Source organism: Fictibacillus nanhaiensis (genome assembly GCF_049537595.1).
GTDB lineage: Bacteria > Bacillota > Bacilli > Bacillales > Fictibacillaceae > Fictibacillus > Fictibacillus nanhaiensis_F.
Genome location: NZ_JBMULM010000009.1, coordinates 34,299 through 58,293 on the forward strand (window position 1 = coordinate 34,299; position 23,995 = coordinate 58,293).

Genomic DNA, 23,995 nt, shown 5'->3' on the forward strand with positions numbered 1-23,995 from the left:
AGGGGGCGTGAGGTGAGCCTCTTAGCGCTCTGCGCTGTTAAGAGTCTCCCCTGTCCCGCTGATCCCCCAGGAGTCTCGCACCTTCCACTTCAATCAACTTTTCAAGATGAGAATGCAACAATCTCTATGGAAGAGATTTATATGATCTTAATCAAACAATTTAGATACAGATAGTTGCTCGTGAACGCGAATGATTGCCTCTCCTAATAAAGGAGCTACAGAAAGCTGTGTTACTTTATCAATCTTCTTCTCTTCAGGAAGAACGATTGTGTTTGTAACTACTAGCTCTTTAATAGAAGAGTTCTGGATACGATCCATTGCAGGGCCTGAAAGAACCGGGTGCGTACAGCATGCATAAACTTCTTTCGCGCCGTTTTCTACAAGTGCATTAGCTGCTAGAGTGATCGTTCCAGCCGTATCGATAATATCATCGATTAAGATTGCTGTTTTTCCTTCAATATTACCAACGATGTTCATAACTTCAGATACGTTCGGGCGAGGGCGACGCTTATCAATGATAGCGATTGGTGCTTTCAAGCGATCAGCCATCTTTCTTGCTCTAGTAACTCCGCCATGATCAGGCGATACGATTACGATATCATCTAATTCTTTGTTCGCAAAATAATTTGCTAAGATCGGCACTCCAAGTAATTGGTCAACTGGGATATCGAAGAAACCTTGAATTTGAGTCGCATGAAGATCGATTGCAATAACACGTGTTGCACCAGCAGTTTCAAGCAGGTTAGCTACAAGTTTAGCTGTGATCGGCTCACGTGCACGTGCTTTACGGTCTTGACGCGCATAACCATAGTAAGGCATTACTACGTTAATCGTTTTTGCAGAAGCACGCTTTAATGCATCAATCATGATTAAAAGTTCCATTAAATGTTGGTTAACGGGATCACTTGTAGATTGAATAACGTAAACTTCACAGCCACGAATACTTTCTTCAATGTTAATCTGAATTTCCCCGTCACTAAACTTTGTAACTGAACTTTCTCCAAGCTCAATTCCAATGTGCTGAGCAATCTCCTTTGATAATTCCTTGTTAGAATTTAACGTGAAAACTTTCAATGTAGGATCTACATACGTACTCATTGATGGCTCCATCCTTCCCCACTCTTAAAATTATTGGTTTTGTTTTTCGTTTAGCTTTTGAACATAGTTTTCTTTAACAGTTTGACGCGATCTCGCGATGGATAATGACTCAGCAGGTACATCATCTGTTATTGTTGAGCCAGCTGCAACATAAGCATTCTTGCCAACGGTAACCGGAGCAACCAAGTTAGAGTTACAGCCAATAAACGCACCATCTTCAACCTTTGTTAAAAACTTGTTCTTACCATCGTAATTCACTGTGATAGACCCGCAGCCTAAGTTAACATCTTTTCCAATCTCAGCATCACCGATATAGCTAAGATGAGACGCTTTACTACCTGTACTCATCACAGATTTTTTTATTTCTACAAAGTTACCGATCTTTACTTTGTTCTCAAGAACGGACTTCGGACGGATGTGAGCAAATGGACCGATTGCCGTCAGATCTCCAACTTCACTGTCGTGAATAACAGATTGACGAATCGTGTTTCCACTTCCGATAACACTATCTTTGATCTCAGATTGAGGTCCGATAATGTTCTCTTCCCCTATTTTTGTTTGTCCTAAGATGACAGTCCCAGGATAGATGACCGTATCGCTACCGATTTCTGCATCATCAGAAATGTAGGTTTGATCAGGATCAATCAGCGTAACACCATTTCTCATATGACGTTCGTTAATTCGTTTCTTCATATAACGTTCAGCTTGCGATAACGCTACTCGATCATTAACACCTAATGTTTCGTTAAAATCAGGTGTTTGATAAGCAGCTACAACTTCACCTGCATTTTTTAAAATCTCTATAACATCTGGCAAATAATATTCGCCTTGTACATTTTCGTTGTTAACTTGTTTTAGCGCATCAAATAGCGCCTTATTATCAAAGCAGTAAGTTCCTGTATTGATCTCAGTAACTTTACGCTCTTCTTCAGATGCATCTTTGTGCTCTACATTGCGCTCAACTGTTCCCTCACTGTTACGTATAATACGTCCGTACCCAGTTGGGTCCTCAGCCTTAGCTGTAAGAATGGTAGCTTTTGCACCAAGAGACTCATGTTCTGCAATGAGTTTTTCCATTGTTTCCGATGTAATAAGAGGTGTATCACCACAAACAACAAGTGTGATTCCTTCTTTATTTGCTAGGGCGTTTTCAGCTTGCATAACAGCATGTGCTGTACCAAGCTGCTCTTCTTGAAGCACGTACTGAACGTCAGAGCCCAATTGATCTTGAACTTTTTCAGCACCGTGGCCGACAACAGCCACCAACTGTTTCATTTGAAGAGAGTTGATCTGATCAACCACATGTTGAACCATCGGTTTCCCACAAACAGGATGCAACACTTTATATAACTTGGATTTCATCCTTGTTCCTTGACCCGCAGCAAGAATGACCGCATAGCGATTTGTCATTGTGAACCTCCATCCATTTTCCTAAATCTTAAATAATTCTTAACATACCATTACGAATATATCTTAAACACGTAGTCATTTCAAGAAGTGACATGGGATTGTCAATGGTTTGATAAATTTTATTGAAAAATGGGGTGATTTTTTCATATGTAAGGGGTATATATAGGAAGGTTCTCTCTTATGAGGAAAAAAAGAGCAAATAAAAAGAACCCAATCATTCTGACTAGGCTCTAAATTCTTATTGAGATATTAAGAAGCTCCTGCTTCTTCTAAAGCAGACTCCATCTCTCCCATACGGTGATATTCTGTTAACACCGCGTTTTGGATCTTCTCACGTGTACTAGACGTGATCGGATGCGCGATATCACGGAACTCTCCATCTGGTGTTCGTTTGCTTGGCATAGCTACGAACATTCCATTATTGCCATCAATTACCCTAATATCATGAATAACAAATTCATGATCGATTGTAATGGAGGCAATCGCTTTCATACGACCTTCTGTATTTACACGGCGTAATCTTACGTCAGTCACTTCCATTCACAAACACCACCTTTTTCCAAAATAAGAACGTAATACTACAATTCTGCAGCTTTTTACAAAATCCTTCTTTGAATAATAAAAATTTTTAAAAAATTTGTGACACCCTTCTAGTCTGGTATTTTAAAGTTCTTATAGAGTGTTTTTTACCTTTTAAAGGTCGTTTATATAGGTTAAGCGGAAATTTGCTAGTCGAGATAGAAGCAAGATAACTTTTTGCTCAATAATCGTAAATTTAGAAGATTAATGATTCCTTTTTTAAATGAAAATAATCCATTCCAAGAATGAAATGAACAGTAAAAACATTTTAAGAGAAAAATAGGTGGATTTGAGTTATTTTTGATTGTTTCAAATGGTATCTGATTATACCCAATAGGGTACTACATAAGGAAATCAAGAAATAGTAAGATTATTTCTAGAAATTATGAAGATAATTCAGCGAGTTTTTCATATAATCCGGCGAGTTTTCCTCATATATCGGCGAGTTTACATATTTCGACAACAAATAGCCATCCCTATACCCTCAAGCCCCAAAGCCGTAGCCTAGCATTTTGCTACATAAACTAATCTTTTAAAAATACAGCTAGACGCAAAAAAAAAATAAGCCCTAAAAAGGACTTATTTTGTAAGTGCGATAACTTCTATTTCTACTTTTGCGTCTTTTGGAAGTCTTGCAACTTCTACACAAGAGCGTGCTGGTTTATGTTCGTTGAAATATTCAGCATACACTTCATTAATATCAGCAAACTCGTTCATGTCGCTAATGAATACCGTTGCTTTTACGACTTGATCAAGCGAAGATCCTGCTTCTTTCAATACCGCTTGCAGGTTTTGAAAAACTTGATGAGTCTGTTCCTTCACATCTCCATCGATCATGATGCCTTCTTTCGTAAGAGGAATCTGACCTGAACTGAAAAATAACTGATCGATTATGATTCCTTGAGAATAAGGGCCGATTGCTGCTGGTGCTTCTTCTGTATGAATTTTTTTCATTATGCTTGACCTCCGTTTAGAAAGTAGTTACCTTTTTCCACTTCGATGCGATTTTCTTTTTCGTTCACTTGTGCAAGTCGTGCAATGGAAACATAATCATCTACAAGTCTTTCTGAAACTTCTTGAGCCTCAACGAGAACACCGATACCTTCAATGTGTGCTTGAAACTCTTCGATCAAACTGATCATTCCCTTGATCGTTCCGCCCGCTTTCATAAAGTCATCGATGATGAGTACACGTGACCCTTGTTTGATGCTTCTTCTTGCAAGAGCCATCGTCTGAATACGTTTGGTTGAACCCGAAACATAGTTAATACTTACGGTAGACCCTTCTGTTACTCTGCTGTTGCTTCGTACAACGACGACAGGAACGTTTAGATGTGTCGCTACTGCGTATGCAAGCGGGATACCTTTTGTTGCGATCGTCATCACTACATCAATTTTCCGAGATGAGAAAGCAGATGCGAACAGCCTTCCGATCTGGTTCACTAATCTTGGGTTTCCGATGATATCTGTGACGTACAAATACCCTCCAGGTAAGATACGACTAGGGTCTTCAAGAAGCTCAACAAGTTCTTTTACCGTTTCTTCCGCCTCTGCTTGATCTATGCCTGGAATATATTTAACGCCACCGGCTGCACCTGGAACCGTTTGAACATGACCTAAGCCGTGCTGTTCAAAATGTTCTTTAATAATAGCAAGATCTTCACTGATCGATGATTTCGCCGATTCATACCGTTCTACAAAATAAGATAAAGGGATGAGTTGATGGGGATGGTGAAGAAGGTAACCTGTTAAATCTACCATTCTTCCGCTTCTTTTTAATTTCATATTATCCTCCAAAACCGAATGTTTGAAGATAATATACCATTTTTATACGGATTTTATCAATCATTCCCCTAATAAACGAACAGCATAAACTTCATGACAAAAGCCTCTTAAACCGTTATACACTCTTTGAAGTCGAGATTCGTGCTGAAACAGACCGAAAACAGTTGGGCCGCTCCCACTCATAAGCACAGCGTCTGCTCCAAGGCGCATCATCTGCTCTTTAATGTGCTTTACTTCCGGATACATCTTGAGCGTAACCGATTCTAAAACATTTCCTAGAAGGCTGCAGATCTTATCGTAATCTTTTTCCTCGATGGCTCTGACCATCCCTTCTACGTCGGGATGCTTGATGCCTTGAAGCCTTAAGTTTCGATACACTTCACCTGTAGAAACTCCGATCGGCGGCTTAGCTAAGAGGACCCAACAAGGAGGCGGTGATGAGATATGATGGATCTTTTCACCTCTACCCGTCGCTAAAGCTGTTCCTCCATACACGCAAAAAGAAACGTCTGAACCGATCTTCGCACCGAGCTCAGCCAATTCATCCAATGACAGGCCAAGTCCCCATAGTTCATTAAGCCCTTTTAATGTAGCTGCCGCATCACTGCTTCCACCCGCTAATCCGGCTGCAACAGGAATGTGCTTAGATATATGTATATAAACACCTTTAGTAATGTTAAATGTTTTCTTTAAAAGCAATGCTGCTTGAAAGGCTAGATTTCGTTCATCAAGTGGCACAAAGCCACCGGAACTTTCGATTTTAATTTCGTCTGCCTCTAATAAAGTTAGTTCGATCCGATCAGCCAGATCTACCGTTGTCATTACCATAGCCACTTCATGAAATCCGTCTTCTCTTTTACGCAACGCATCGAGAGACAGATTAATTTTTGCTGGAGCTTTAATGGATACTTTATTAATTGTCATCATTATCCCTGCCTACCGTCTTGCACAATTTTGATATTTTTAATAGTAACACAGTATGTGGCGTGATATATAGAAAAAATCAAACCTTCCCTGTAGAGGAAAACCGGAGACACGATTGGCCTCCGGCTAAAACTACCGCATATTTATCTGTTCTCGTTGTTAAAGCGTTGTTCAGCAATCTCTAGAGCCCGTTTTACCATATTTCCTGCGTCTTTAGAGCGAATTCCGCCCCAACCATCACGCTGAACAGTATCATAAAAGCCAAGTTCTTTCGCGATCTCTGTCTTTAACCCTTCAGACATCATCCCATTTTTTCTTCGTCCCATAAGAAAACCCCTTTCATATGCGATACATCATAGTATCTCCAAAAGGGGTTTTATCTTACGTGATGGTGCTGATTATATGTATTTATTATGCCAGACCACAACCAGCAAGTAAAAAAAATAGCAGTAAAGACTCTTACTGCCCGATTGCTGCTTGTGTATCTTCTAAGAATGTAAGTTCTACTGTTTCTGTGAGTACATCCGCGTAACTATAAGAAACACGTTCAAAAGCGTTGGTGTCCTGATCTAATTTGATAATAAAAACTGCAGGGTATGTTTCTTCCAGTGTTCCAAGTCGTTCGATTGTTTTACGTCGACCACCGTTCGCACGTAAAGAAAGTCTTCTACCCACGTTGGACTCTAAAGAGCGTTTAATGTCCACTATTGTTTTACCCATTTTAGGCTCCACCTCACTTAGACAAATTATAACACAAATCGTGTTTTTTTGTCAAATTAAAATTTTCATTATAGCAAGCAAAGCATTTTAATGTCAATGACCAAATATCCTTTTTTTGCTTTTTTTAGTATGCCAAATTTCCTGTACATTATGTATAAAATGAATATTTCTTACAAATAATTGTTTAATTTCGGCACTTTTGATATAAATTTCTTTCATTTATCTTTTTTTTAGTACGACAAAAAGCGCGTCAAATATAGGGGTGTTCAGATGAGATCACAACGCAAAAAACTCCGAATTTCTCCGGAGTTCGATGAGTTATGGTTTTGATTTTATGGGCATTCCTGTTCTTAGGAATCCCTTTGTCTCAACACCGCCTAATCCTTCTTTACCTGTTAAGGTGTTGCGGAGGACGTCCATGACGTTTACGCGGTCCATAAAAGAAGTCAAACTGATCTTTGAGACAATATAGACCGGATCGAGCGCGTGGATATTTATACGAGCAGGTGAGCTGGCAAAATTAGAGCCTACTTTTATTAATGATTCAAAATGAGACTGACAGGCACCTGCAAAAATCATTAAATGATCGAGATGTGTATATTTTCTTCTAACTTCGCGAACGGTTCTAACGAAATATTTTGTATGACGATATGCATTCACATCTGTCACATCGCCTTTTGACTTCATATACGCATCGTGACCCGTGATAACAAGAATATCAGGTCTAACCTCATCCACAAGCGCAGGAACTTTCTCAGGCATCTCTGATTCCTTCATATGAATGCCATACACAGGCACTCCCAGCTTCTTATAAAGCTCCAAACATTTATTTAAGTATAAAGGGTCTCCGTCAATATGAAGCACTCTGCCAGGAAGCTCAAAGTAGGATTGATCATATTGATATCCATTCGTTGATAAATACTCACGTTTTTGTCTTAATAAATAATAGTCCTGCCTAAATAGTTTTAATGAAGACTCTTCTTTTTCTTTTTCGACTTGCCTATGTTCAGACATATGCTTGTCATCAACGACGAATAAGTCATCGATAGGAGCATCTGCCCATAGTCTTAGCTCTTCTCCAGCGAGTTCAGCAATGGTCCGATCCTCACTGAATCCTACAACCCGAAATAGTAAATCTCGTTTGTAAGAGTTTCTGCTTACAATTGATCCAATCTCTAGTTTCATTTTACTCCCCCTATTCGGAGTAACAAGCTCCATAGCTCCCTCTGTTCCTTTTATAAGGTTATGTGAGAGACGGGGGAAAAATGAGGTTTATTTTACAAGAGGTAAAAGAGCATCAGCTAATTTTCCGAATTCCTCTATAGAAAGGGTTTCTCCACGACGTTTAGGATCGATATCGATCGATTCTAGTATCGTTTGAAGCTCTTCTTTCTTATCTTTTGGGACGAGCTGGCTTGTTAGGTTGTTCCAAAGTGTCTTTCTTCTTTGTGCAAATGATGACCTTACAACAGTAAAGAAGAAGTCTTCATCCTTAACTGATACTGCTGGTTCTTTTCGAAGTGTCAGCTTAATGACAGATGAATCAACATTTGGAGCTGGAACAAAAACGGTCTTAGGAACTTTGATCATCGTCTCAGCTGTTGCGTAATATTGGATCGCAATCGATAACGAGTTATAATCCTTTGTACCCGGTGAAGCTGCAAGACGGTCCGCGACCTCTTTTTGAATCATACATACGATGCCTCTGATCGGAAGCTTATCTTGAAGAAGTTTCATAATGATCGGTGTTGTGACGTAATACGGCAAGTTCGCAACAACCATTAGATCTTGTCCTTCTTCAAAGTGTTCTTTAATAACAGCATGAATATCCGCTTTTAACACATCACTATGGATGACATCTACATGCGGATAAGGAGCTAATGTTTCTTCTAATATAGGTAGAAGGCGTTGGTCGATCTCAAACGCCACTGCTTTTTTGGAAGATCTTGCGATAAACTCGGTTAATGCTCCGATTCCTGGACCAATTTCAATGACGCCTGAATCCTCTGTTAAATCTGCCGCATTTACAATATTGTTTAAAATATTACGATCGATCAGGAAATTTTGACCCAGACTCTTTTTAAACGTAAAGCCATGCTTCTCCAGTATTGCTTTCGTCGATTGCGGAGTCGATATATCTTTTCTCATATGCTTTTATTCCTCCTCATTGCTATAAAGCGCCTTTAACGCCTGCTCAAATTCCTCTGGTGTGACTCTGAACATATTAAGACGTTTATGTAGTTGTTTTGCATTCATATAACCTAAGCGCAGCTCTCTTCCGATCACTTCGCGTCTATGTTTTGAATCAGGGCCGCCCGTTAATCCTGCAGCCATCAGATCGTCCCATGTGATTAACTCATCCTCTGATTCTAATAGTTCTTCTCTAACATGTTCAAGCGCATTGACAATGGATTCCCTTGATGCATGCTCTACGCCTACACCCTTATCTCCTTTTGCGATGGCATCTACTTTTTCTAAATAAGCGTGTTTACAGCCTGGCACATACTCCGAAATGATCTCTCGTATTCTCTTGCCAGGAAAATCAGGATCGGTAAAAACAATGATCCCTCGGGTCTCATGTGCTCTTTTGATGCGGTTTAACGTATCTATACTAATTTCTGAACCATTTGTTTCTATTGTATCTGCTAATACAGATCGTTTTATAGCAAGCGTATCGCTTTTTCCTTCAACTACAATAATTTCTTTGATTTTTTTCATGATTTCCTCCAAAACGGTGAAACCTTTTTAGGTATTGCAACGTCTAATGTATTGAACGACAAAACATCTTTTACTAGTATACCCCAGGCGTCAAGAAAGTCTAGGACTTCAGAGTAATGAGAATCGTTTTGCGATCTCGTTGTCCCCGCGCACAAAAAAAGCACAGGGATTTTTTCCCCATGCTCTTAATATTAATTAATGATGCGAATTTTAACTGATTTTCTTCCCCAAGACTCTGCTCGTGACTGTGAAGAAAAGAATACGTCAATCTTATTACCCTTAATTGCTCCCCCAGTATCTGAAGCAATGGCATATCCATATCCTTCAACATACACTTTTGAGCCAAGCGGAATCACACTAGGATCGACTGCTATAACTTTCGCATTTGGATTAGATTTTAAATTAAATCCAGTAGCCGTAATTCCTGAGCAACCAGCACAATTAGCTGTATAAGCTGTACTTGTTACCGTTATTTCTCGTCCGCCAGAACTGCTTGATGCTGATGCAGATTGGCTACGAGATACAACCGGCTGTGGTTTTGGCTGTGGCTTTGCTTTAGTACCAACAGCAACAATTTTATCTGAGCTATCTGATAACGTTTTTTCGCTGATCAGTTTTCTGGAAATCTCTTTCCCATTTTCCATAACTACTTCAAAGCGCTTTTCACGTTTACCCTTTGTTCCATCTTGCACGACACGCTCTTTACCTTTTGTTAACCCGCTGTCTTTACGGTTAACAACAGCAAACGGTGTTTCTTCTTCCACTACATCGGTGACCTTTTCTACTCGGATGACTTCCACCTGTGTTTTGCCAGATATTTTAGCTGTTTTAGCAGGTGTTACTCGATCAATTTCACCTAAAGATACCTTTTGTTGCTTCAAAAGGTCAGCGACGGTAGTCGAAGTGGTCCAAACTTGCTGAGCTTTTCCGCCTACAACAAGCTTAACCGGGAATGCTGATTCGATCTGGATCTTACCTTGATCCTTAATATCAGCAGTCAGATTTGGCTTAATAGAATCATGCTCTTTTAACGTTAGCTGCTGTTCTTGAACGAATTGTTCAACAGTCTTTGCTGTCGTCCATATCGTTTTTTCCTTGCCGTTCACGGTAAGGTTGATTTCTTTTGCTTGTAAATAATCGATCTTCATGTTGTCAGTTACCTTGGCATCAAGACCTGGTTTAACTGAATCATGTTGATTTATCTTTATGTTTTGTTCGCTTAATAATTCTCTAACTGTGTTAGCATGCGTGTTCACTTCTGTTTTCTTTCCGTCGTGGTTTAGCGTTACATTAGCTTTCGTAGTTTCATAACCTACGAACCCACAAGTTACGGCTAAAACGAAAAGAGCAACGATGGAAAGATAGACTTTCTTCTTTGTGAAACGTGAGAACAAAGCTGTAATATTCCTATTCATTCAATTTCCTCCCCTACAAGGACTGCATTATAAATATCTTTTTTCTCTCTGTCAAATCACCCTCCTTTTCGCCATGAATTGACCCAAGGCCATTATGAGCGTAAAAGAAGAAAAAAAGAAAGGAAAACCGTTTGACAAATTTCCTTTCTCTTTTGTCAATTCTTAAAAGATTAACACGATATTTCTTATGCTTTGATAATTTCCGACAACATCCCCTATCGGTTCATGTTAAAAATTCGGAACGCGTTGTCGGATGTTTTCTCTATGATGTCTTCAAGTGGAAGATCTTTTAATTCAGAAAGTGTTTCTGCAACATACTTTACATAAGATGGTTCATTTCTTTTTCCTCTTAACGGATGAGGACTTAAATAAGGACAATCTGTTTCAATCAAGAGCCGGTCCAACGGAATTTCAGCAGCGACTTCCTTAACCTTTTTTGCATTCTTGAACGTTACTGGTCCACCAAAACTTATGTAAAAATTCATATCCATACATTGACGTGCAACTTCGATGCTCCCGCTATAGCAGTGCATGATACCGCCAACCTCATGAGCTTCTTCCTCTTTCAATATGTCTACAACATCTTGCGTTGCTTCACGGTTATGAATAACGATCGGAAGCTTTACCTTCTTAGCAAGTCGAATCTGGCGTCGGAAAACTTCTTTCTGAACATCGGCAGGCGACTTGTCCCAATGATAATCGAGTCCCATCTCGCCAAGGGCAACAACTTTTGGGTGTGCTGCTAGTTCTTCAATCCAATCCAGATCTTCATCCGTCATGTCGATCGCATCCACTGGATGCCACCCTACGCAAGCATAGATAAAGTCGTATTGCTCTGCCAGCTGCATCGCACCTTTAATCGTTTCACGATCAAAACCGACAACAACAATATGTGTTACACCTTCATCTAAAGCCCGATGAATCACTTCTTCGCGATCTTCTTCAAACTGTGTTGCATTTAAATGTGCATGTGTGTCAAACATAGTGTACATCCTCTCAACTTTACAAATCTTATCACATTTTCCATTCATTCGGGTAACAGTAGCATTACAAGTTAGTTACAACGTAGGTTAAAAGTCCTATCTTTGACGGTAAGATCACAGGAAATCACTGCCAAATGAACTAAAAATGACAAAAAAGCGGGGAAATGCTCCCCGCTTTTTGTGTTTATTTTACTTTTGACCCGTTTGGAAGTGACGGGTCAACGGTAGCTAAAGTTAACTGGCCATCGGAAGAGCCAGCTAGAATCATTCCTTGTGAAAGTTCGCCGCGTAATTTGACTGGTTTCAAGTTTGTTACGCAGATCACTTTTTGACCGACAAGGTCTTCTGGCTTGTAATACTGTGCAATACCAGACACGACTTGGCGTTTTTCATAGCCTAAGTCTAATTGAAGCTTTAAGAGTTTATCTGCTTTCTTTACAGGTTCTGCTTCAAGAACCGTTGCTACACGAAGGTCCACTTTCATGAAGTCATCGATTGTTATTTCTGGTTTCTCATCAGCAGCTGGTACTTCTTCTTTCTTCGGTTCTTCTGCTACAGGAGCAGAAGAGCCCCCCATAGAATTTTTAATAAATTCTACTTCTACCTCTGTCTCTAAACGAGGGAAGATCGGATCACCCTTCTCAACCTTCGTTTTAGGAGGGATAGCACCGAACTCTTTTAGAGAATCCCATTCTGTAAGACTCTTGTCAGCAAGACCTAACTGACTCCAGATCTTCGCTGGCGTTTCTGTCATGAATGGCTGGATCAATACAGACACAATGCGGATCGACTCTGCTAAATGATACATAACACTTCCGAGCTCACCTTTTTTAGCTTCGTCTTTCGCCAATACCCACGGCTGAGTCTCATCAATATATTTGTTCGTACGGCTGACTAACTGCCAGATCGTTGAAAGCGCGATGGAGAACTCTAGTTTTTCCATCGCTTCTTCTGTTTTTCTTACTGTTTCTAGTGCAAACTCTTGAAGTGTCCCGTCAAACTCAGTCACTTTTCCTTCATATGAAGGGATCTCTCCATCAAAGTATTTACCGATCATCGCAATCGTACGGTTCAGCAAGTTACCTAGATCGTTTGCAAGATCAGCATTTACTCGATCTACGAAGCTCTCTGGCGTAAATACACCATCTGAACCAAACGGAACTTCACGTAGCAAGTAGTAGCGCAGCGGATCCAATCCGTAACGATCGATCAGAACATTAGGATCCACTACGTTTCCTTTGGACTTTGACATCTTGCCGTCTTTCATCAAGAGCCATCCATGTGCAATAACTTGTTTCGGTAAAGGTAGATCTAGTGCCATCAACATGATCGGCCAATAGATCGTGTGAAAACGAACGATCTCTTTACTCATCAAGTGAACATCAGCTGGCCAATATTGTTTGAATTTCTCTTCGTTCTCACTGCCATATCCTAGTGCCGTAATATAGTTAGACAATGCATCGATCCATACATAAATCACATGCTTTGGATTACCTGGCACTTTTACTCCCCAATCAAAAGAAGTACGTGATACAGCCAAATCTTCTAGACCCGGCTTGATAAAGTTGTTGATCATCTCACGCTTACGTGACTCTGGGAAAATAAATGATGGATTTTCTTCATAATAAGCCAATAAGCGATCTGCATATTTACTCATGCGGAAGAAGTAACTTTCTTCTTTAACTTTCTTCACTTCACGGCCGCAATCTGGACATTTTCCATCTTCAAGCTGACGCTCTGTAAAGAAGGATTCACAATCCGTACAATACCAGCCTTCGTATTCACTTAAATAGATATCATCTTGATCAAGAAGCTGCTGAAAAATCTTTTCGACAGATTTCTTATGTCTGTCCTCTGTTGTACGGATGTAATCATCATAAGAGATGTCCATCTTTTTCCACAGAGCTTTAATATCATCAACAATACCGTCTACGTACTTAAGAGGATGAAGACCTTGTTCGTTTGCTTTCTTCTGGATCTTTTCACCATGCTCATCCGTTCCTGTTAGATACATAACGTCAAAACCTTTAAGACGCTTGTAACGAGCCATCGCATCTCCAGCTGTTGTTGTGTATGCATGGCCGATATGCAGTTTGCCACTTGGGTAATAAATAGGTGTTGTAATATAGAATGTTGGTTTCGCCATTCTAGCCCCTCCTCAAAATAATAACCTTATAGTAAAAGAAAACTTGGCTGACGCCAATCTTTCGCGTCAGCCTTGGTTGCGCTTGTACTATATAAAATTGTGCAACGTCCAACAACATCGTGCTAACAAGTTACACTTTCTAATAGTGGAAAAAAAGCCCCTCCATTTAGGGGCTATTTGTGTTTCTGTTAGGAAAAATCTAACTGTAACGGGAAATGTATCTTTTTACAATATTATAAGAAACTGTTTGCATTAGGACATAAAAGTAAAAAAGTAAGCGAAAGATTTCTATGTAAATACTTTCATTATTCTCTTTTCTTCCTTCAAAATATACCTAATGCATGGAAAGCGTGTCAAGGCATACTAGCGGTTGGACGAAAAGGAAAATTGGATAGTATTTTTTCGTTGTTAGTTTTGTCGAAATTTGACGTATTATTTTAGCAATATTTCCAGTTAAAAATTTTCATCTTTTACACATTCTTGAATTTTTTATGACAATATATGAATATTTCTTCCAATTCAGGGTTTTGGAAGTATTATAATATGGGTATAGTCTAGTAAATTCAATGGTAAAAGACTATAAAATGTTTAAGTCAAAACTATTGACGACAATTGGAAATCTTGGTAAGATGTTCTCGTAGGATTTTGTCGAATTCTGACGATTTAAATAGATAGGGAAATCTTTTATATATTTGAGAGGAGAGATTTTATTATGAAATCTACAGGAATTGTACGTAAGGTGGACGAACTAGGACGTGTCGTTATTCCGATCGAATTACGCCGTACTTTAGGAATTGCAGAAAAAGATGCTTTAGAAATTTATGTTGATGATGACCGTATCATCCTTAAGAAATACAAGCCAAACATGACTTGTGCAGTAACTGGTGAAGTTTCTGATGATAACTACACAGTTGCAGGAGGAAAGATCATCCTTAGCCGTGAAGGTGCTAAAGAGGTAATGGAAGAACTTCAAAAGCAACTTCAAACATCAAAATAAGCCTAACAAACAAGAGCCTTCGCTTTAGAAGGCTCTTTTCCTTTGTTTAGGTTTAATCTTCGTTGTATTCTTCGATGCTTTTGGAAGTGGTTGATTTCCGTTTCAGGCGCTCGCTTTCCGGGGGGCGTGCGGTGAGCCACTTCGTGCTTCGCACGGTTAAGTGTCTCACCTGTCCCGCTGATCCCCCAGGAGTCTCGCACCTTACACTTCAATCAACTATTCATTGAAGAAATAAAAGATTAAAGATATAAAAACAGCAATTCTTAAAAGATACGGGAATTTTAGTTGTCATTGATGGTTAAAAGCCGAAAGCCGATCTTATCATACTCTACCCTTATAGCCTACAACCCGTGATATTCTTGGTAGACTTCCCGCTTTGGTACGTTTCGGTCTACTGCTGCTAATTTTATGGCTTCTTTTGGTTTTTCGCCTTTTTCGACATAGTGTTCGACATGATTTTTGACAGATAACGATTTCCACCATTGTTCTTCTTCTTCTGCTTCGAATTCTTTATTTCCACTGCCTTCTACAACTAAACAGAACTCCCCACGGATTTCTGTGTCTCCTTGGCTGAAGAACTCTGATACTTCTTGTAAAGTTCCGCGAGTGATCTCTTCGTATTTTTTGGTGAGTTCACGAACGACAGCGATGTTTCGATTTTCTAGTACGCTGCTCATAGCTTGAAGTGTTTCTTTAAGTCGGTGTGGTGCTTCATAGAAAAGAAGGGTGGATGGAAATCGTTTTAGATTTTCAAGTTCCAGCTTTTTTTCTTTTTTTCCACGTGGTAAAAAACCGTAAAAGGTAAACAACTCGGTATTGAGTCCTGATGCCACAAGGGCCGGTAGGGCGGCGTTTGCGCCTGGCAACGGGATAACGGGTATCTTTTCTTCTACGCACTGAACGACTAATTCATATCCCGGATCTGAAACACCCGGCATTCCTGCGTCTGTAACAAGAGCAACCTGTTTTCCTTCTTTTAATTCTTCTAAAAGCTTCTTGCCACTCTGTTGTTTGTTGTGATCATGATAACTTGTTAGAGGTGTGTTGATTTCAAAGTGGTTGCATAGTTTTTTTGTTTGTCTAGTATCTTCTGCCGCGATCACATCGGATTCTTTTAGTATACGGACCGCGCGATATGTCATATCTTCCAAGTTGCCGATCGGTGTTGGAACTAAGTACAGCATGCCGCTGTATGTATCACTGCTGTAGCTCTTTTGCTGCCACATAAGAAACACTTCCCTCTTTTATCATTCTTTCTTTTTGAGCACGGTTTAGCTTTTTTACAGCAAACTCCATACGCATCGCTTCTTGTTTGGTAGGAAAAGCCTGTTGAAAGACAAGCTTTAAAGGTCCTCTTCCCCTCGTATACTTGGCGCCTTTTCCTTCTTCATGCTTTTTAAAGCGCTTTTCTAGATCATTTGTATACCCGGTATAATAACTTCCGTCCTTACATTCGAGGATATATAGAAAGTGCGTATTATTTTCCATCTTCGCCATAGAACATCCTTTTTAACTGTTCCGTGTATTGACCGTCTTCCCCATACACCGTAACAGGAGGCAGAATGTGCAGATCAGGTTTACCGTTCTTCATTCCTTCTATTAAAAGCATGTTCGCTTCACTTCCAGCTTTCGAATAGATCAGCTGCAGTTTTTTTGGTTCAAGTTTATATTCTCTCATATAAGCTAAAATCTCCATAAGCCTGTTCGGCCGATGAACCATTGCAACTTTGCCGCCTTGTTTCACAAGCTGACTGCTTACACGAATAACATCTTCCAACGAACAGTGAATTTCGTGACGCGCGATAGCAAGGTGTTCGTTCTGGTTAAAATCTTCTTCATGTACAGATGCAAAGTACGGTGGATTACAAGTGAGGGCATCGAACGAACCATAGCCATACGCAGAGGGAGCGTCTTTTATATCTGCTAAGTCCATCTGAACCTGTTCTTCTAGATGGTTTAATGCTACACTCCTCGTTGCCATACTGTGCAGTCTTTCCTGAATCTCTACTCCCGTAATCTTTGCTTTTGACCGCTTGCTTAACAAAAGAGCAACAGCACCATTACCGCTGCACAGATCAATGATTTTCCCCTTTTGAATCGGAACCCATACGAAACGGCTTAATAACACGGCATCTAGTGAAAAAGAAAAAACAGAGGGACTTTGTATGATTTTTAAATCTTCATGTACTAAAAAATCAATCCGTTCATCTTGCATTAGATCACTCACAGTCTTCCCTCTCTTTCTTCTATATAATAGGTTGAATTTTTGATTATATATGCCAGTTTCGGAACCCGAAACTGGTATTAATATACTTAGGTGGCTATTCAGCTCGTTCAATCCAAGAGTTTTTGGTTCCAATCCAGAAGTTTTGGCTGTTTATCCACGAGTTTTGGCTCTCAATCCAAAAGTTTTTGTAGTTTATCCACGAGTCTACAATCGTCGACAAATTCCGCAAGCTACTCTCTCTCGTATACCCTTATATGAATGTTCATCTTTCAGGGACTCGCCACTTTCCGCACAAACACTACCATATAAAAAGAAGCCTTCCCATTTGGAAAGGCGTTTATTTCTTATTTAAAAATGAAAGACAAAACAAACAATCTCCCTCTGAACGTACACTGCCGTAATGAAGGTTGCAGATGTGGAATCCTTCTTGGTAGAGACGTGCCAGGTTATCATAACCTTCACCAATATCAGTAGGTTCTTTCTTGGCTTTAGAGGCTACAGACTTTTTAACAGAACTCCGCTTTTGATCGGCATTCAGCTTGTTTCGCAGATTTTCATTTTCCATCACGAGATGGTGGTTTTCTTCAATTAGTGCAGCCAAATGAGTCTTGAAATCTTCCAGTTGCTTTGACAGCACCGTGATTTGCTCTTCCATCTGTACTACGCGGGAAAATATTGTTTTCTTTTCCACGAATTCCACCTCTTTTTACTCTGTGGCCTGACTGAATAATTCCTCTCTCTTACCAGCGAGCTCGTCCAAAGTGAACTCTGTCGTTCTTTCCATGGCTGGAATGTTCACTTGGATGACCTTCTCTAGCAAGTTCAAGCCGACAACGCGACCAACACCATGAGGGGTCATAATCTCTTCACCAACATCAGGCATTTCTTCTTTAGCTTCTTCATAATAGTCGTTCTCATACTTCAAACAACACATCAAACGGCCGCAAAGACCTGAAATTTTCGCAGGATTTAAAGAAAGGTTCTGATCTTTTGCCATCTTGATCGAGACGGGCTCAAAATCTCCAAGGAATGTTGAACAGCAAAGCATTCGTCCACACGGACCAATTCCGCCCAGCATCTTCGCTTCATCCCTAACACCGATCTGCCTGAGTTCAATTCTAGTACGGAAGATAGAAGCCAGGTCTTTGACCAACTCCCGGAAATCGATTCTTCCGTCTGCTGTGAAATAAAAGATAATCTTGTTTCGATCAAACGTATATTCGACATCGACAAGCTTCATGTCTAGCTTATGTTCGATGATTTTTTCCTCACAACTTTGGAACGCTTCCTTAGCGGCTGCTTTATTTTCTTCTACAGACAAAATGTCTTTCTGTGTCGCGAGCCGAACGACCTTTTTTAAAGGAAGAACAACATCATTCTCCCCGACTAGTTTCTTATCGATAACTACCTTGCCATATTCTATTCCACGCGCTGTTTCCACAATGACAAACGCGTCTTTTTTCACTTCAAGGTCGCCGGGGTCGAAATAATAAACTTTACCCGCTTTTTTAAAGCGGATTCCCACTACCTCATACAAGGTTTTATCCCTCCCGTAATCGTAAAACCAACTGCTCCATCACCATCAAGGGGCTGACGTTGCTCCTGAGTCTAGCTTGGGCAGTCAGTATCGCTTGCAAGGCTTCACCCGTCTTTTTTTGCGAAGTGTGAAGAACCTGCTGCTCTAATGCTTGAAGCTGATCGAAAAACACAACGTTTTCCGAGTTTGATAAATGTATAGATAAAAGATCTCGATACCAGATCAAAAGTAAGTTTAAAGCTAAACGTAACTGATCTTTTTCTTTGAAAAAACTTAAATACTGATCTTGCAGTACAACAAGACAGTAATCAGGCCGGAGCCTCAAGTCCTCCGTTAATTGTATCACTTTGGCTCTTGCTTGTGCAAACCACTCTTCCCTACAAATTTCGAGTGCTTCTGCATAATCTGATGTCAAAGAGGACGCTAACATAGCTAATGGCTTTGGTATATCATCTTGTAGTAATTTTTCTAGAATCCCTTGCGGTGGAAGGGGTGAAAAGGTTAATGTCTGTGCCCTTGAACGAATCGTATCGAGCAAACGATGAACCTGTTCTGTTAAAAGAAGAGCGATCGTATCGTTTCCCGGCTCTTCTAAAAACTTTAAAAGGCTGTTTGCCGCCTGAACGGTCATCTTATCGGCATGCTCGATGATGTATACCTTTTTTGATGACTCCATCCCGCTATAAGCAAACTCTTTTTGAAGTCCTCTTATCTGATCGATCTTAATGTTTTGGCCATCTGGCGTGATGATATGTACATCAGGGTGGTTGCCAGATGTGATTCTCTTGCAGTTCGGACAGCTTTCACAAGGGTTTCCATCCTCACTGTTTCTGCAAAGAAACGTTTTAGCAAGAACCGTTGCGGTCGCCATCTTTCCTGTTCCATGTGCCCCTTCAAAAATATATGCATGAGCAAGGCGCTGTTTTCGTATACTGTTCTTTAATAATTTCACAACACGAGGCTGTGTTTTGCTGCACTCTTCCCAGCTCACCATATCGTACTCACCTACTACGTATATAAATTAACTAACAAACCTTTAATTTCTCCGATTCTATCAAGCAGAGTGATCGAATCCTTCTCTTGGCTTAGAACAGCTTCTGTCAGCTCGATCAGATGTTCATCTACTTCTTTAACGAGCTTAAGAGTGCGCGACCTGCCTTGTTCGTTCCAGCTTTTATTCTGTTTAAGCTGCATGCCGAAATCAACGGCTTCTTTTACAAAACGTTGAACCAAGTTCTTATACAGCTGCAGATCTCGTACCGTTTGTGATTGAAGCAGTCTCTTGCCTTGATTCTCTATATCACCTAACAGTCTTGTTAACTGTTCGGAATGTAATTTCTCACTTTGTTTGGACACAGCTTCACCAAATGATAGAGATGGTTTTTTACCGATCTTTCCATCGTTCTGCTTCGTATCCAGAATGGGTCTTATATCTTGGCCAATTTTCATAATAACCCCTCAAATTTGTTTAAAATTGCTGAAAGCTTTCAACGGGCAGAACAAATACAGTCGCTCCGCCTACTTCAACTTCAACCGGATATGGCACATATGCATCTGCATTGCCTCCCATTGGCGAAACGGGTGCCACCATCTGATTACGGCTCTTGCAGTTCTCCCGAATAATCTCCATAACATCATCGATTTGAGCATCTTCCACACCAATCATAAACGTTGTGTTCCCTGCTTTCAAAAATCCTCCTGTTGTCGCGAGTTTTGTAGCACGGTAGTTTTTATCAACAAGCGCATCTTGCAATCGGTTGCTGTCTTTATCTTGAACAACGGCTATAATCATTTTCATGGCAAATGCCCCTCTCTACTTTTTCTTATGATTCGATAAAAGTTGATCTAAATCCTTTATGATTTCTTCAAACACAGCATCAGGGCTCTGTTCACCATTGATTCGAACGATCCGTTCAGCTTGTCTCGAAAAGATTTGAGCAAACCCTTCTCTCACACGTTCATGATAAGAAAGGTCTTTCTGTTCGATTCGGTCTAGATTCTCTGTTCCATAGCGAGCTTTCATCCGTTCTTTTCCAACTTGCGGAGAAACATCTACAAAATAACTGCGGTGGGGTACAAGTCCACTCGTTGCAATGTTGTTGACTTGCAGCACACGTTCCTCACCTACCCCAAGACCAAACCCCTGGTAGGCAAGCGACGCATCAACAAACCGATCACAGAGTACGACTTTTCCTTCTTCTAATGCCGGAATAATCTTTTCATGTACATGCTGTGCACGCGAAGCCGCGTAGAGTAGAACTTCTGTCAGATCATGCATTTCTTTATGCTCTGGATCTAAGACAAGCGCTCGTATCTTATCGCTGATAGCTGTCCCACCAGGTTCACGCGTTTGGATAAAATCCACCTCGTGCTTTCGTAAATACTCAGCGACCTTCGCAATTTGTGTTGTTTTTCCTGACCCGTCCGGTCCTTCTAGTGTAATAAATAAACCATTCACGATTACTGCCCCTTACCTATGATCAAAAACATATATCATATGGTTCTCGGTAATTCCTTGGAACCGAGCACCTTTCTTTTTTAATGTAAAATACTCACCTATATGTTTCGAAGTAATTTTTTCTCCTTTAGCGACAAGTGGAATTCCTGGTGGATAAGGAATGACAGCTTCTGCTGCGATCTGTCCTTCTGAATCCATCATCGACAGAGATTTCGACTGTAAACCTCTCATTTCTCTATACGATAGTGATAAACGACTCACTTGTAGAACGTCCGTAAGAGATTGTTTTGTTCGTTCTCTTTTATTATAACGTGGAAGTTGATCGGCTACTTTTTTCAATACCCTTTGTAAGTCAGTGGAATCGTTTAGCGGACCAAGCGGCAAAACGAACAAAACATTGCGGTCGTCTGCCAACTCTGTAAACAATCCCTCTTTTTCAAACAACTCCTGAAGCTCATACCCTGATAATTCCCTATCAGACTGAACGGTAATCTTTAATGGATCAATCTCATACCGATCTGAAGCTTTCATTACTTTGAGATGAGGAAGTGAATCTATGTACTTTCTCATATCTTCACTTTGAGACAAGATACGATTGATCTCATCGTTGTTCAAATTTTCAAGGTATAGTCGGCTAAGATCAAGTGAAGCCATGATCAGATAGGATGGGGAGCTAGACTGTACTAACTGCAGAGCATGCTTTAGACGGTGAATATCTACTCGTTCGCTGTTCACATGTAAATAAGCGCCCATCGTTAGAGCCGGTAGAGTCTTATGCGCAGATTGCACAACCATGTCTGCTCCTTTATGTATCGAGCTGATCGGCATATCCTTTAATCCGAAATGTGCTCCATGCGCTTCATCGACTAAGACAACTCCATCTAGACTATGAATCAAATCAGCAATGTCTTGAATATCTTGCTGCAAGCCATAATACGTAGGGTTAGTTAGAATAATCCCTTTTACATTGGGATGATTATTAACCGCTTGTTTGACGGTTTGCAGATCCACTCCTAATGGATATCCACCATCTTCATCCATCTCAGTATGAAGAAAAACTGGAGTAACACCAGCCAATTCTAATCCATTCAACACAGATTTATGACAATTCCGTTGTACGAATACAATGTCATCATCGTTAAATGAAGAAAGGATCATGGCATGATTACCACAAGTGCTTCCATTTACTAAAAAAAAGCTTTGTTTCACTCTATAGTAGTTAGCCAAGAGCTGCTGTGCTTTCAAGATCACACCTTCTGGATGATGCAAGTCATCTAGTCCTGAAAGCTCCGTAACATCTAATGGTAATACAGATTGAAAATGGGCTCTAGCTCTCTCTTCAAAAATATGTCCATTCTTATGTCCTGGAACATGAAATGACCATTTATTTGTACGACTATGATTGATTAACGCTTCATATAGCGGTGCTTGTTTCATTACAAAATCCCTTTGTTTTTCAAACATTTTTTGCTTCTATTACTATCTTTATTCTATCACAGATTCTCATACTACGAATTTACAGCAACAAAAAAACAGGCTGTTGGATAGCCTGTTTTCTTAGGAAGACGCGTTTACTAATTTTAATTTTCTTAGTTGGGATAAGTAATGTTTATAATATTCGTCATTGGTTTTCGCAGTTAGGATTTTATGTTCACATTCTTGGCAAATAAACTGATGAAGAATGTGTAACCCTCGATCTTTCTTCTCTTCACATACCATACAAATTTCCCCGTACTGTTTTGTCGCTTTCATTCTTCCACCTCCATAATTGCCATTGTTGCCAGATTAATTTATTCATATACGTTAATTCAGATTATTTTGGATACTCTATAAAATGTATGAATCTCTAGGCTTTGTTGTGTCTGTCTTCATTTAATTCATGAAAATAAACCAAGTTCGCGTCTTCATGGTCCATAATCCCCGCTGTAACGCGGTTTAAAACCAATTGATGTGCTGGATAGGCAAATTAGTTGCTTTTTGAATGATTTGAGGGGTTTGGTGAGTTTTTAGGATGTTTTAGTGTGTGGTAGCTTTACTGTGTGAGTGGGATACTAAATGAGAGGGATTAATTTTGTCGAAAATTCGATTAAAATTTTTATCCGTGAAATTATAAAGCTTATCCGTGAATATATGGAGGATTACCGTGAATAAAATCACGATTACCGTGAAATTATGTGGGATGGAGTAGATGGGGATAGCTGATTAGTGGTTTTGTGGGGAAGATCAGGGGTGTTTAAGTGTGTTTTAACTTGGAAGATGGTTGAGGGAGCTACTTGAGGAGCTTTTGAGATGAAATTTTAAGCTTTTCAGAAGAATATCGCGTTGTGGAAGATGGATGTGGCAATCTTCTTCCTATTTTGAGGGGTTTGAGATGATTTTGATGTTATGTGCTGAGCTTAGAAGAATACCGCTCTGGGTATTTTCCTCACAGAATTAAGTCTCTAGATAAGAAAAATTAAGTCGTAAGAAGAGTGAATTAAGTCGGAACGAGCATCAATTAAGTCTAAAATCAAAAATAAAGGCCGTTCGCTCTCCCTGCCCGATGCATACTTTATACCCCGAGCCTTCCTCACCTCAATCACCCATAATCAGAAGTTTGGCAGCCGCCAAACCACCTTATTTTCTTTTGAAAACACAAAAAAAGAAGATGGATTCTCATCCATCTTCCTCATTGCCTAGCGACGTCCTACTCTAACAGGGGGAGACCCCCAACTACCATCGGCGCTAAAGAGCTTAACTTCCGTGTTCGGTATGGGAACGGGTGTGACCTCTTTGCCATCATCACTAGACCGATCATGACGTTAACCATGATTTATGAAATTAGAGAGTATGTTCTCTCAAAACTAGATACGACATTTCCAAACGTTATGCTTTTTAAGGATAAGCCCTCGACCGATTAGTATCTGTCAGCTCCACGTGTCACCACGCTTCCACACCAGACCTATCAACCTCATCATCTCTAAGGGGTCTTACTCACTTGCGTGATGGGAAATCTCATC

General features: G+C 40.1%; 26 protein-coding genes and 2 rRNA genes. 1 reads left to right on the forward strand and 27 read right to left on the reverse strand.

What is annotated here, in order from left to right:
- Window positions 1-147 precede the first annotated feature (147 nt).
- From ACOZ9X_RS20660 to metG, 14 genes are all read right to left on the reverse strand, one after another.
- Window positions 148-1,098 carry a ribose-phosphate diphosphokinase gene (locus tag ACOZ9X_RS20660; RefSeq protein ID WP_066390512.1) on the reverse strand — a complete coding sequence of 317 codons (951 nt, stop codon included), beginning with the start codon at window positions 1,096-1,098 and terminating at the stop codon, window positions 148-150.
- A gap of 30 nt (window positions 1,099-1,128) precedes the next feature.
- Entirely contained in the window at window positions 1,129-2,508 is a 1,380-nt protein-coding gene (glmU, locus tag ACOZ9X_RS20665) for a bifunctional UDP-N-acetylglucosamine diphosphorylase/glucosamine-1-phosphate N-acetyltransferase GlmU (RefSeq protein ID WP_423419761.1), read from the reverse strand.
- 249 nt (window positions 2,509-2,757) lie between these two features.
- Complete coding sequence (spoVG, locus tag ACOZ9X_RS20670) at window positions 2,758-3,048, reverse strand: septation regulator SpoVG (protein ID WP_066238133.1); 291 nt, start codon at window positions 3,046-3,048, stop codon at window positions 2,758-2,760.
- A gap of 618 nt (window positions 3,049-3,666) precedes the next feature.
- Complete coding sequence (locus ACOZ9X_RS20675) at window positions 3,667-4,041, reverse strand: RidA family protein (RefSeq protein ID WP_423419762.1); 375 nt, start codon at window positions 4,039-4,041, stop codon at window positions 3,667-3,669.
- Window positions 4,041-4,871: a pur operon repressor gene (gene purR / locus ACOZ9X_RS20680; protein WP_144704810.1), complete on the reverse strand. Its 831-nt coding sequence runs from the start codon at window positions 4,869-4,871 to the stop codon at window positions 4,041-4,043. The genes ACOZ9X_RS20675 and purR overlap by 1 nt, the downstream gene beginning before the upstream one ends.
- A 60-nt stretch (window positions 4,872-4,931) precedes the next feature.
- Window positions 4,932-5,795: a 4-(cytidine 5'-diphospho)-2-C-methyl-D-erythritol kinase gene (gene ispE, locus ACOZ9X_RS20685; RefSeq protein WP_423419779.1), complete on the reverse strand. Its 864-nt coding sequence runs from the start codon at window positions 5,793-5,795 to the stop codon at window positions 4,932-4,934.
- A gap of 143 nt (window positions 5,796-5,938) precedes the next feature.
- Window positions 5,939-6,121, reverse strand: a complete 183-nt coding sequence (locus ACOZ9X_RS20690) for a small, acid-soluble spore protein, alpha/beta type (protein WP_423419763.1) — start codon at window positions 6,119-6,121, stop codon at window positions 5,939-5,941.
- Window positions 6,122-6,254: 133 nt separating this feature from the next.
- Complete coding sequence (gene veg / locus ACOZ9X_RS20695) at window positions 6,255-6,515, reverse strand: biofilm formation stimulator Veg (protein ID WP_423419764.1); 261 nt, start codon at window positions 6,513-6,515, stop codon at window positions 6,255-6,257.
- A 318-nt stretch (window positions 6,516-6,833) separates the two neighbouring features.
- On the reverse strand, window positions 6,834-7,700 hold the full coding sequence (gene yabG / locus ACOZ9X_RS20700; RefSeq protein WP_416730144.1) for a sporulation peptidase YabG: 867 nt from the start codon (window positions 7,698-7,700) through the stop codon (window positions 6,834-6,836).
- Window positions 7,701-7,787: 87 nt separating this feature from the next.
- A complete protein-coding gene (gene rsmA, locus ACOZ9X_RS20705) occupies window positions 7,788-8,663 on the reverse strand; it encodes a 16S rRNA (adenine(1518)-N(6)/adenine(1519)-N(6))-dimethyltransferase RsmA (RefSeq protein WP_197223299.1) in 876 nt (291 codons plus the stop codon).
- 6 nt (window positions 8,664-8,669) lie between these two features.
- On the reverse strand, window positions 8,670-9,233 hold the full coding sequence (gene rnmV / locus ACOZ9X_RS20710) for a ribonuclease M5 (RefSeq protein WP_423419765.1): 564 nt from the start codon (window positions 9,231-9,233) through the stop codon (window positions 8,670-8,672).
- A gap of 191 nt (window positions 9,234-9,424) precedes the next feature.
- Window positions 9,425-10,648, reverse strand: coding sequence for a ubiquitin-like domain-containing protein (locus tag ACOZ9X_RS20715; RefSeq protein WP_423419766.1), 1,224 nt, complete (start codon window positions 10,646-10,648; stop codon window positions 9,425-9,427).
- Between the two features lie 215 nt (window positions 10,649-10,863).
- The gene (locus ACOZ9X_RS20720) at window positions 10,864-11,631 is read right to left on the reverse strand and encodes a TatD family hydrolase (protein ID WP_423419767.1); all 768 of its coding nucleotides are present in this window, start codon (window positions 11,629-11,631) and stop codon (window positions 10,864-10,866) included.
- A 184-nt stretch (window positions 11,632-11,815) separates the two neighbouring features.
- The gene (gene metG, locus ACOZ9X_RS20725; protein ID WP_423419768.1) at window positions 11,816-13,777 is read right to left on the reverse strand and encodes a methionine--tRNA ligase; all 1,962 of its coding nucleotides are present in this window, start codon (window positions 13,775-13,777) and stop codon (window positions 11,816-11,818) included.
- 712 nt (window positions 13,778-14,489) lie between these two features.
- Between metG and ACOZ9X_RS20730 the strand changes: the two genes are divergently transcribed.
- Window positions 14,490-14,774, forward strand: coding sequence for an AbrB/MazE/SpoVT family DNA-binding domain-containing protein (locus ACOZ9X_RS20730; protein ID WP_066238107.1), 285 nt, complete (start codon window positions 14,490-14,492; stop codon window positions 14,772-14,774).
- A 341-nt stretch (window positions 14,775-15,115) separates the two neighbouring features.
- On the opposite strand, the gene rsmI is transcribed toward ACOZ9X_RS20730, so the two are convergent.
- From rsmI to ACOZ9X_RS20795, 13 genes are all read right to left on the reverse strand, one after another.
- The gene (gene rsmI / locus ACOZ9X_RS20735) at window positions 15,116-16,000 is read right to left on the reverse strand and encodes a 16S rRNA (cytidine(1402)-2'-O)-methyltransferase (protein ID WP_423419769.1); all 885 of its coding nucleotides are present in this window, start codon (window positions 15,998-16,000) and stop codon (window positions 15,116-15,118) included.
- A complete protein-coding gene (locus ACOZ9X_RS20740) occupies window positions 15,972-16,262 on the reverse strand; it encodes a GIY-YIG nuclease family protein (protein ID WP_191755374.1) in 291 nt (96 codons plus the stop codon). The genes rsmI and ACOZ9X_RS20740 overlap by 29 nt, the downstream gene beginning before the upstream one ends.
- Window positions 16,252-17,001 carry a tRNA1(Val) (adenine(37)-N6)-methyltransferase gene (locus ACOZ9X_RS20745; RefSeq protein ID WP_423419770.1) on the reverse strand — a complete coding sequence of 250 codons (750 nt, stop codon included), beginning with the start codon at window positions 16,999-17,001 and terminating at the stop codon, window positions 16,252-16,254. The genes ACOZ9X_RS20740 and ACOZ9X_RS20745 overlap by 11 nt, the downstream gene beginning before the upstream one ends.
- Window positions 17,002-17,338: 337 nt before the next feature.
- Window positions 17,339-17,692, reverse strand: a complete 354-nt coding sequence (gene yabA, locus ACOZ9X_RS20750; protein WP_144704788.1) for a DNA replication initiation control protein YabA — start codon at window positions 17,690-17,692, stop codon at window positions 17,339-17,341.
- A gap of 15 nt (window positions 17,693-17,707) precedes the next feature.
- Window positions 17,708-18,538: a PSP1 domain-containing protein gene (locus ACOZ9X_RS20755; protein WP_144704786.1), complete on the reverse strand. Its 831-nt coding sequence runs from the start codon at window positions 18,536-18,538 to the stop codon at window positions 17,708-17,710.
- A gap of 4 nt (window positions 18,539-18,542) precedes the next feature.
- Window positions 18,543-19,532: a DNA polymerase III subunit delta' gene (holB, locus tag ACOZ9X_RS20760; RefSeq protein WP_423419771.1), complete on the reverse strand. Its 990-nt coding sequence runs from the start codon at window positions 19,530-19,532 to the stop codon at window positions 18,543-18,545.
- 14 nt (window positions 19,533-19,546) lie between these two features.
- On the reverse strand, window positions 19,547-19,987 hold the full coding sequence (locus ACOZ9X_RS20765; RefSeq protein WP_423419772.1) for a YaaR family protein: 441 nt from the start codon (window positions 19,985-19,987) through the stop codon (window positions 19,547-19,549).
- A gap of 19 nt (window positions 19,988-20,006) precedes the next feature.
- Window positions 20,007-20,336, reverse strand: coding sequence for a cyclic-di-AMP receptor (locus ACOZ9X_RS20770; RefSeq protein WP_066390471.1), 330 nt, complete (start codon window positions 20,334-20,336; stop codon window positions 20,007-20,009).
- A gap of 15 nt (window positions 20,337-20,351) precedes the next feature.
- Window positions 20,352-20,996, reverse strand: a complete 645-nt coding sequence (tmk, locus tag ACOZ9X_RS20775; protein WP_423419773.1) for a dTMP kinase — start codon at window positions 20,994-20,996, stop codon at window positions 20,352-20,354.
- 12 nt (window positions 20,997-21,008) lie between these two features.
- Window positions 21,009-22,433 carry an aminotransferase class I/II-fold pyridoxal phosphate-dependent enzyme gene (locus ACOZ9X_RS20780; protein ID WP_423419774.1) on the reverse strand — a complete coding sequence of 475 codons (1,425 nt, stop codon included), beginning with the start codon at window positions 22,431-22,433 and terminating at the stop codon, window positions 21,009-21,011.
- A gap of 120 nt (window positions 22,434-22,553) precedes the next feature.
- Complete coding sequence (locus ACOZ9X_RS20785) at window positions 22,554-22,748, reverse strand: sigma factor G inhibitor Gin (protein WP_423419775.1); 195 nt, start codon at window positions 22,746-22,748, stop codon at window positions 22,554-22,556.
- 921 nt (window positions 22,749-23,669) lie between these two features.
- Window positions 23,670-23,785, reverse strand: a 5S ribosomal RNA gene (gene rrf, locus ACOZ9X_RS20790).
- 87 nt (window positions 23,786-23,872) lie between these two features.
- Window positions 23,873-23,995, reverse strand: a 23S ribosomal RNA gene (locus ACOZ9X_RS20795); the annotation flags it as partial.